At 43.6% G+C, this 9,819-nt stretch carries 8 protein-coding genes; 7 read left to right on the forward strand and 1 reads right to left on the reverse strand.

The features are described 5' to 3' along the window. Positions 1-12: 12 nt before the first annotated feature. Positions 13-3,843 carry a phosphoribosylformylglycinamidine synthase gene (gene purL, locus F972_RS09125; protein ID WP_004682674.1) on the reverse strand — a complete coding sequence of 1,277 codons (3,831 nt, stop codon included), beginning with the start codon at positions 3,841-3,843 and terminating at the stop codon, positions 13-15. Positions 3,844-4,219: 376 nt separating this feature from the next. Between purL and F972_RS09130 the strand changes: the two genes are divergently transcribed. The 7 genes from F972_RS09130 to tolA all read left to right on the forward strand — a co-directional run. Beyond that, positions 4,220-5,560 carry a deoxyguanosinetriphosphate triphosphohydrolase gene (locus tag F972_RS09130; protein ID WP_004676853.1) on the forward strand — a complete coding sequence of 447 codons (1,341 nt, stop codon included), beginning with the start codon at positions 4,220-4,222 and terminating at the stop codon, positions 5,558-5,560. Between the two features lie 145 nt (positions 5,561-5,705). Then, positions 5,706-6,314: a Holliday junction branch migration protein RuvA gene (gene ruvA, locus F972_RS09135; RefSeq protein ID WP_004769585.1), complete on the forward strand. Its 609-nt coding sequence runs from the start codon at positions 5,706-5,708 to the stop codon at positions 6,312-6,314. A gap of 7 nt (positions 6,315-6,321) precedes the next feature. Continuing rightward, a complete protein-coding gene (ruvB, locus tag F972_RS09140; RefSeq protein ID WP_004769586.1) occupies positions 6,322-7,320 on the forward strand; it encodes a Holliday junction branch migration DNA helicase RuvB in 999 nt (332 codons plus the stop codon). Positions 7,321-7,379: 59 nt separating this feature from the next. After that, a complete protein-coding gene (ybgC, locus tag F972_RS09145) occupies positions 7,380-7,787 on the forward strand; it encodes a tol-pal system-associated acyl-CoA thioesterase (protein WP_004676848.1) in 408 nt (135 codons plus the stop codon). Between the two features lie 24 nt (positions 7,788-7,811). Continuing rightward, positions 7,812-8,510 (forward strand): protein TolQ, encoded by a 699-nt coding sequence (gene tolQ, locus F972_RS09150; RefSeq protein ID WP_004682677.1) that lies wholly within the window; start codon positions 7,812-7,814, stop codon positions 8,508-8,510. Next, positions 8,510-8,962 (forward strand): protein TolR, encoded by a 453-nt coding sequence (gene tolR / locus F972_RS09155; RefSeq protein WP_004682678.1) that lies wholly within the window; start codon positions 8,510-8,512, stop codon positions 8,960-8,962. The genes tolQ and tolR overlap by 1 nt, the downstream gene beginning before the upstream one ends. Before the next feature lie 3 nt (positions 8,963-8,965). Further along, positions 8,966-9,819 (forward strand): cell envelope integrity protein TolA (gene tolA, locus F972_RS16290; RefSeq protein WP_004769587.1); only part of this gene is annotated, 854 nt, incomplete at its 3' end.

Below are 9,819 nucleotides of genomic sequence, written 5' to 3' on the forward strand. Positions count from 1 at the left end.
TCTTGATTTATATTAACCAATAAATTTACGTGCATTACGGAACATTCGTAACCATGCCCCATCTTCGGCCCAGTCTTCAGGCTTCCAAGAGTGCTGTAAGGCACGGAAGTTACGCTCTGGATGTGGCATCATCACGGTTGCACGACCATCTTTAGATGTTAAACCTGTAATCGCTTCAGGTGAACCATTCGGGTTCAATGGATAGTGCTGCGTTGGATTCCCCAAACTATCCACATAACGCAAAATCACTTGGTTTTCAGCATTTAAAGCAGCCAATTGCTGCGTATTTGCAACTAAACGCCCTTCACCATGCGCCACGGCGATTGGTAAAATCGAACCTTGCATATCTTCAAGCAATACCGAAACTGATTTTTCTACACGAACGTTGACCGCACGCGCTTCAAAGACTTCTGAGGTATTACGATGGAAACGGCCCCAATGCTCTGCACCTGGAATCAATGGTGCAAGTTGCGACATCATTTGACAGCCGTTACATACGCCTAAGCTGAAAGTGCTCTCACGATGGAAGAACTGCTCAAACTGGTCACGTAACTTGGCATTGAACAATACTGATTTCGCCCAGCCACCACCAGCGCCCATTACGTCACCGTATGAGAAGCCACCACAAGCCACTAAACCTTCGAAGTCACTTAAGCTCACACGACCTGCAAGCAAGTCACTCATGTGTACATCGATGGTATTGAAGCCGACTTTGTCAAAAGCAGCTGCCATTTCAACATGACCGTTCACACCTTGCTCACGCAAGATGGCCATGTTTGGACGGCGTGTATTGATAAATGGCGCTTCTACTGGCTCATTTAAATCATAAGTTGCTTGAGCAATTAAACCTTTGTGGTTTTTATCTGCAATTAAAGCAAATTCTTGATCAGCCGTTTCAACGTTGTCACGTAGGCGCTGAATTTGATGTGACACTTCTGCCCACGCCTGTTGTAATTCAGCACGCTCAAGCGTTAAACCATTGACAACCAATTGATCTGTTGTATTGACACTTCCCACAACCGCGATTGTATCTTTCAGGCTCGACGCTGCAACTTCAACTTCTAACTGCGCCCAATCAGCAGCAGTAATTTGCAGTACTGCACCAATTTCTTCAGCAAATAAGCTTTCTGTTGATTGATTTTCTAATGTTACACCTAAGCGTGAAGCAAACATCATTTCAGCAACAGTCGCCAATAAACCGCCATCACCGATGTCATGGTAAGCCTTGATCACACCACGATTGTTCCAGTCTTGAATCAAGGCAAAGAATGCTTTGAAGTCATCAAAACTATCAACATCAGGTGTCACAGAACCAATCGCTTTGTACACTTGTGCAAGGATCGAACCACCTAAACGGAACTGACCTTTCGATAAGTCGATACGAACTAAGACTGAATCTGTAAGATTTTTGAGTTCAGGGGTTAATGTTTTACGAACATCTAACACTGGGGCAAATGCAGTGATCACGCCTGTCATTGGTGAAGTCACCGCTTTATCTTCGCCGTCATTCCAAGTCGTGCGCATTGAAAGTGAATCTTTACCGACTGGAATTGCGATACCCAATGCAGGACACATTTCCATACCAATCGCTTTCACACCTTCAAACAAAGCTTGGTCTTCACCTTTTTGACCTGCCGCTGCCATCCAGTTTGCAGAAAGTTTGATATCGCTGATTTGTTCGATGTTGGCACAAGCAATATTGGTAATCGCTTCCGCAACCGCTAAACGAGCCGATGCCGCAGGATTTAACAATGCCACAGGTGGACGTTCGCCCATTGCCATCGCTTCACCCGTGAAGCCTTGCAAGCTTGTCGTCGTTACCGCTGCATCTGCGACAGGCACCTGCCAACGGCCAACCATTTGATCACGTGCAACCATACCAGTAATGGAGCGGTCACCAATGGTGATCAGGAATGATTTAGATGCAACAGTTGGGTTTTTCAATACACGGAAAATCGCATCTTTCAAATCAACTTTCGCAGCATCAAAGTCGTTACCCGTACGTTCAATCGTTTCATATGAACGTTGCATACGTGGCGTACCGCCTAAGATCACCTGCATTGGAATATCGACAGGCTTGTTTTCAAACAAAGGATCTTCAACCGTTAAGTGACGCGCTTCAGTCGCCTCACCGAGTACCGCAAACGGGCAACGCTCACGGGCACAAATTTCTTCAAACTGTTCTAAAGATTCTGGGCGGATTGCAAGTACATAACGCTCTTGCGCTTCATTTGACCAGATTTCCATCGGGCTCATGCCTGGCTCTAAAGATGGAATCTTACGAAGGTTCAATATAGCACCTAACTCATGATCATTCACAAGTTCAGGCATCGCATTGGATAAACCACCCGCACCGACATCATGTACAGATACGATTGGGTTAAAATCTTCTAAGCGCCAGCAGGTATCAATCACCTCTTGGCAACGGCGTTCCATTTCTGGGTTTTCACGTTGTACTGAAGCAAAGTCTAAGCTCTCACCCATGGTTCCGCTATCGACAGAAGATGCAGCACCACCACCAAGACCGATTAACATGGCAGGACCACCCAATACAATGAGCAAGTCACCTGGTTGGATTGCATCTTTTTCTACATGATCAGGACGAATGTTACCGTAACCACCAGCGATCATAATTGGTTTATGGAAACCTTTCACTTCACCATTGACATTCTGTTCAAAGGTACGGAAATAACCATTTAATGCAGGGCGACCAAATTCGTTGTTAAACGCAGCGCCACCTAAAGGACCTTCAATCATAATTTGAAGTGGTGATGCCATACGGCTCGGTTTACCGTAATTTTCTTCCCAAGGCTGTTCAAAACCTGGAATATTTAAGTTTGAAACGGTAAAGCCAGTTAGACCTGCTTTTGGTTTACCACCACGACCTGTTGCACCTTCATCACGGATTTCACCGCCCGAACCTGTTGCAGCTCCCGCAAATGGAGAAATTGCGGTTGGGTGGTTATGGGTTTCCACTTTCATTAAAATGTGGGCAGCTTGGCTCTTATATTTATACACATAATGACCATTTTCATCCGCTTTTGGATAAAAACGCATGGTGTCATAACCCACGATCACAGATGCATTATCTTTATAAGCAGATAACACATCAGTAGGCGATTCTTTATAGGTATTTTTAATCATTTGGAACAAGGATAATGGCTGTTTTTCACCATCAATTGTCCATTCAGAACCAAAGATTTTATGACGACAATGCTCAGAGTTTGCTTGAGCAAACATCATCAATTCGATGTCATTTGGATTACGACCAAGCTTGGTAAATGCTTCGGTTAAGTAATCAATTTCCTGCTCAGATAAAGCAAAGCCAAACTCATTGTTGGCTTTGACTAACGCTTGTTTCCCTTGACCTAAAATATCAATTGAGTTCAATGGTTTTGGTGCTGTTTCAGTAAATAATGCTTTTGCATCATCAATTTGAGCAAAAACAGTTTCTGTCATACGGTCATGTAAGGCCAATTTCACTTCGTTCGAAATCTCATTTACACCTTTTAATGTAAATAACAGACCACGCTCTAAGCGGTGAATTGGGGTATTGCAGTTCTGGAAAATATCGGTTGCTTTAGATGACCAAGGCGAAATTGTGCCAACACGTGGTGTCACTAAAATCTGGATCTCATCACTTGCAGCCTGGCGAAGTTCAAAAGATTGACCATCGTTTAACAATTGTAATGCCGATTGATGTTGCTGCTCGTTGAGCGCTTGATCAAACAAATAGACCCATTGGCTGTCAAAAGATTGAACAGAACTCATTGACGCTAAACGGTTTAAGAGTTGAGCTTTCTTAAAAGAAGAATGTGCTGCTGCACCGGCCACGATAAACATGCTGACTTTGGCTCCACGGGCAGGTCTAACCAACCTACCGCAATGTGACTTATGAGAGAGCGCATATTCTACTGTGAAAGCCTGCTTTCAGCTAGCCATATCCATCTTAAAAATCAGAGTTTTCTATGCCAAGTCATTTAATTTCTTCTCGCTTTATCGCTTTTCCATATTCGTAACAATTCATTTGCTTTGTAGAGTGCATCACATTTCCAGTCTGGGACTCTTTTTCTACGCCGCCCAACTTTAATTACCAAGATAGATGAAATATAGAATTCTGATTCACTTCATGATCCAAAGACAACTTGTGTCGCCCTACCCTAGTGCTTTCATCTTTTTTTTGGCATGATAAAGCTGAACTCATAGTGAATAATAATCAATGGAACAAATGCGTTGGTTGGAATTGCTTTCCGCAATTCGTTTAGGCAGTAAAAAAAGCAGTACAGAATTGGCCCGAAGCCCATTCCACAAAGATTACGACAGAATTATATTTTCCCAAAGCTTTCGTCAACTGAATAGAAAAACACAGGTTCACCCACTCACTCAACATGATGGTATCCATACCCGCCTTACCCATTCGCTTGAGGTTTCCTGTATTGGCCGCTCTCTGGGCATGCTGGCTGCGGAGAAGATTAAAGATGAACTACCCATGTGGATTTCCCCTGCGGATGTCGGTGCGATTATTCAGGCAGCCTGTTTGGCCCATGACATTGGCAATCCACCTTTTGGTCATGCAGGTGAATATGCGATTCGTGAATGGTTTGATGATGCCTCACATCGGGACTTTTTAACTAAACTCACGCCAGAAGAAGCAGCCGATGTCCGTCAATTTGAGGGTAATGCGCAAGGACTTCGTTTGTTAAGCCGTATTGACTATCATCCTGACGATGGTGGTATGCGTCTAACCTATGCCACATTGGGGGCTTATTTAAAATATCCATGGCTTTCCAAAACCATTGAGGAACAAGGTGATATTCCGTCACATAAGCGAGCCAAGTTTGGTTGCTATCAATCTGAAAAAGAAATTTTAAAACAAATTGCCGAGCAACTCGGACTAATTCAGTTGGGCGAATATCATTATTGCCGTCATCCACTCACTTATTTATTGGAAGCAGCCGATGATATTTGCTATGCATTGATTGATCTGGAAGATGGCATCATCCTCAACATGCTGAATTATGCCGAAGTTGAGCCTATTTTCCTGAACCTGATTGTGGATTATGGCTATCCAGAAGAGCTGCATTTACCACATACCACATGGCAACAAAAAATCGCTGCCCTGCGTGGCCGTGTGATGAAACGTCTGGTCGACGAAGTCACCACCGCTTTTGCCAAATATCAGTATGAAATCCTGACAGGACAGCTTCAAGGCAGTTTACTTCAATATTGTTCACCTGATATTGAGGCAGGTATTCAAACTGCCAAGAATCTTGCCAAAGATCGGATTTTTGAGCATCCACAAAAATCAGGTCTGGAAATCATTGCGCATCAAAGTTTACAGACGATTTTAGATGCTTTCGTACCATTGACCATGCCACATAAAGCCCTCAGCTTTAAGGAACAGCGTTTGATGTCAATATTGCAACATTCGGGCGCACATTTCCAGAACAACCATTACCATAATATTATGCAAGTTCTGGATATTATTAGTAAGTTTTCTGACCATCAAGCTTATAGTTTAGCGCAAGAGTTACAAGGCAATAAAGTTGGGTTCTTCTAAGAAATAAGATTTATTCAGGCTATTTTATTTTGATTGATTTGAATAAAATCCACGCGAAATCACAAATAAATATGAAAAGCCATTTTGCGTTTAGAGCAAATGGCCTCTACTATTCAACCATTAATAAATAAGTGAAAATGACTCAATGATCGGATGTTTAATTGGCGAAGTGTTTGCCTTGGAAGCCCCAACAGTTTTACTCAATGTGAATGGTGTTGGCTATGAAATAGACACACCACTTTCGACATTTTGCCAATTACAAAAGGGCCAGAAAGTGACATTATGGACGCACTTGGTGGTCCGTGAAGATGCCCAGCAACTCTATGGCTTTAACGATGCGCAGGAAAAAACCATTTTTCGCACTTTGCTGAAAGTGAATGGTGTCGGTCCTAAAATGGCTTTGGGAATATTATCCACATTAAGTGTTGAGCTATTGATTCATACCATTGAACACGATGACATCAACACCCTGATCAAGGTTCCTGGGGTTGGTAAGAAAACTGCTGAACGCTTGATGATTGAATTACGAGATCGTTTCAAGGCATTGGCACAGTCAACCAGTAGTAGCAATGCAAGCCCAACCACGGCTCAAATCCAGTTTATGGCAAACTCACCTGTTGCTGAAGCCGAAGCAGCATTGCAGTCACTCGGCTATAAACCTGCTGAAGCACAAAAAGCGGTTGCAGCCGTTAAGGCAGAGTATACAGAATCTGCCGATATTATTCGTGCGGCACTTAAATCCATGATGAAGTAATACCTATATGCAAGATCGTCTTATTAGCGGAACAGAAAAACCAGAAGATCATTTTGATCGTGCAATTCGCCCAACTTCATTGACGGACTATATTGGGCAGCCTGTAGTCCGTGAGCAAATGGAAATCTTCATTGGTGCCGCACGTGGACGTGGTGAAGCACTCGATCATACTCTAATTTTTGGTCCACCTGGTTTAGGTAAAACTACACTGGCCAATATTATCGCTCGGGAAATGGGCGGTAATTTAAAATCAACTTCTGGCCCTGTGTTGGAACGTGCAGGCGATTTGGCCGCAATGCTCACCAATCTTGAAGAGGGCGATGTTCTTTTTATTGATGAAATCCACCGCCTTTCCCCAGTAATTGAAGAAATTCTTTATCCAGCGATGGAAGATTACCAACTGGATATCATGATTGGCGAAGGCCCCGCTGCCCGTTCAATTAAACTGGACTTACCTCCATTTACACTGGTTGCAGCCACTACCCGTGCTGGCCTGCTCACCTCACCCTTACGTGACCGCTTTGGGATTGTGCAACGTTTAGAATTCTATTCTGTTAAGGATTTGACTTATATCGTTGGGCGTTCTGCACGTTTGATGGATGTACTCATGACAGATGATGGTGCAATGGAAATTGCTCGCCGTTCTCGTGGTACACCTCGTATTGCCAACCGTCTGTTACGTCGAGTTCGTGACTATGCCCAAGTCAAGGGTACAGGTGAAGTGACTCAGGATATGGCCCAACGTGCCTTGGATATGCTGAATGTGGATAAGGCAGGTTTGGATACACTGGATCGCCGTTATCTCAGCATGTTACTTGAGCGTTTTGAAGGTCGTCCAACAGGTGTTGAAGCTTTAGCAGCCGCGATGGCAGAAGATAGTGGAACACTTGAAGATGTGATTGAGCCATATTTGATTCAACAAGGTTATGTGATGCGTACCGCACGTGGTCGAATTGCGACCAACATGGCTTATTTACAGTTTGGGTTAACTCCGCCAGAAACATAAGTTTAAATTTCTTCCAACTCTCTTGAATATTCAGGAGAGTTTTGTATAAGGACGTCATCATGGCCAATCATTTTGAATTTAATATTCGTGTATATATCGAAGATACAGATGCAGGCGGGATTGTCTACCATGCCAACCACATCCGTTTTATGGAGCGTGCCCGTACAGAATGGCTACGCTCCACGGGGATTGCACACTATTGGCATCAAAAGGATTACAGCTTTGTTGTCCACCAGATTCAGGTCAAATATGTACGCCCTATATTAATGGATGATTTAATTACCGTTACAGCACGTGTTATTTCGTGTAAAGCCGCGTCATTTGTGTTGCAACAAAATATTTATCGTGGTGAAATCTTGCTGGCTTCAGGTGAGGTTACGTTGGCATGTTTAAACAAGGACTTGATGCCACGCAGACTTCCTGATGAAATTCGTGACCTGATTCAAAAAGAATTGGCACAGGACTAAAAATAAACTTTCGGCACTCAACTTATGGCAACAAATTTAGAATCTTCCCTGCACATTTCTGACCTGATTTTACAAGCCAGCCCAGTCGTTCAATTGGTCATGTTGATCTTATTACTAGCGTCAATTTTCAGCTGGTATTTGATTGCCAAACTATATATGGGCTTTAAAAAGGCAGCGCAGGATGATGAGCATTTTCAAAAAATGTTCTGGTCAGGTGCCGAACTGAATACCCTATACAACAACGCCCAGCTCAACTCTAAACGTCGTGGCTTGGAAGATATTTTTTATCAGGGTTTGGGTGAATTTTTTAAACTGCAAAAACGTAAGGCTGACACCAACCAGACCATTGAGGGAACTGAACGTATTCTTCGTGTTGGCTTAAGCCGTGATCAGGGCGGATTGGAGCAAGGTCTAGGCGCATTGGCAAGTATTGGTTCTGTTGCGCCTTATATCGGCCTGTTTGGTACAGTCTGGGGCATTATGAATGCCTTTATTGGTCTGGCTGCTGTGGATCAGGTGACATTGGCGACTGTGGCACCTGGTATTGCAGAGGCATTGATTGCAACTGCGATTGGCTTGTTTGCTGCCATTCCTGCGGTACTTGCTTTTAACCATTTCACCGCAAAAGGTGAAGCAATTTATTCAGACCGTGCCCTGTTTGCCGAAGAAATGGTTGCCCTGTTACAGCGTCAAGCAATTGGAACGACACAGGAAGATGCATAATGGCGATTCAACGATCTGGACGTTTTGAACGCATCAAGAAGCCGCTGAAAAGTGACATGAATGTCGTGCCATATATTGATGTCATGCTGGTACTTCTGGTGATTTTTATGGTCACTGCACCCATGATTACCAGTGGAATTAAAGTGGATTTACCTCAAGCCAATAACAATCCAATTGAATCTAAAGATATGCCTGCAATGGTCACCATTGGCAAGGATGGTAATATTTATCTGCAATATCAACATAATAAAGGCACTGAACCACTAACACATGAGCAGCTTGAAAGCATTTTAAGTGATGCCCAGAAACAGGCTGAACAAGACAATAAACAGCTTATGGTCTTGGTGAATGGCGATAAATCTCGCCCTTATGGTGAAGTGGTGGAACTCATGTCCAGTTTACAAGAAGCAGGTCTAACTCAGGTTGGTTTATTAACTGATTCGCTAAAATAAGTTATGAAAAAATTTCAAGAGCCACCTTTTAAACAAAATGCAATTGCACTGGGTTTTACACTCGGTGTTCATATCGTTGCCATTGTTGGCTTATTGTATTTGGGAATGGGAAAACCACCTGAACAGCCTAAAAAAATCACCACGATTTTAGTCAAGCCAGAAGACTTGCCCCCCCCATTGGCAAAACCCGTGGAACAGGAAACTGCGGCTGAAAATCAGGCAGAAGAAATATTAAGTCCAATTGTAGATGAAACTCAGCCTGAAAATCTTCCTGTTGCCCCTCCACCACCTACTGCTCAGCAACTTGCTGCCGAAAAGCAGAAAGCTGAACAGGCGCAACAGGCAAAGTTGGCTGAACAAAAACGTAAGGCTGAGGAAGCCGCCAAAGCAAAAGCACAGGTAGAAAAACAACAGAAGCAAGCAGAAGCTATCGCACAAAAACAACGTGCAGAAGCTGATGCCAAAGCCAAGGCTGCCGAAGAAAAACGTAAAGCCGATGCAGAGGCGAAAGCAAAAGCTGCGGAGCAAAAACGACAAGCTGAAAATGATGCAAAAGCCAAACAGGCAGAAGAAAAACGTCAGGCAGATACCATAGCAAAAACAAAAGCGGCTGAACAGGAAGCAAAACGTAAAGCTGATCTAGCCGCTAAAACCAAGGCAGATAATGCAACCAAGTTGAAAGCTGAACAAGATGCCAAGGCAAAAGCTGCGGAAGAAAAGCGTAAAACAGACGTTGACGCCAAGAAAAAAGCTGAAACAGATGCCAAAGCCAAGGCTGCTGAAGAAAAACGTAAAGCAGACGCTGATGCCAAGAAAAAAGCAGATACTGATGCTAAGGCAAAAGCAGAGGCAGACGC

Source organism: Acinetobacter sp. CIP 102529 (assembly GCF_000368325.1).
GTDB lineage: Bacteria > Pseudomonadota > Gammaproteobacteria > Pseudomonadales > Moraxellaceae > Acinetobacter > Acinetobacter parvus.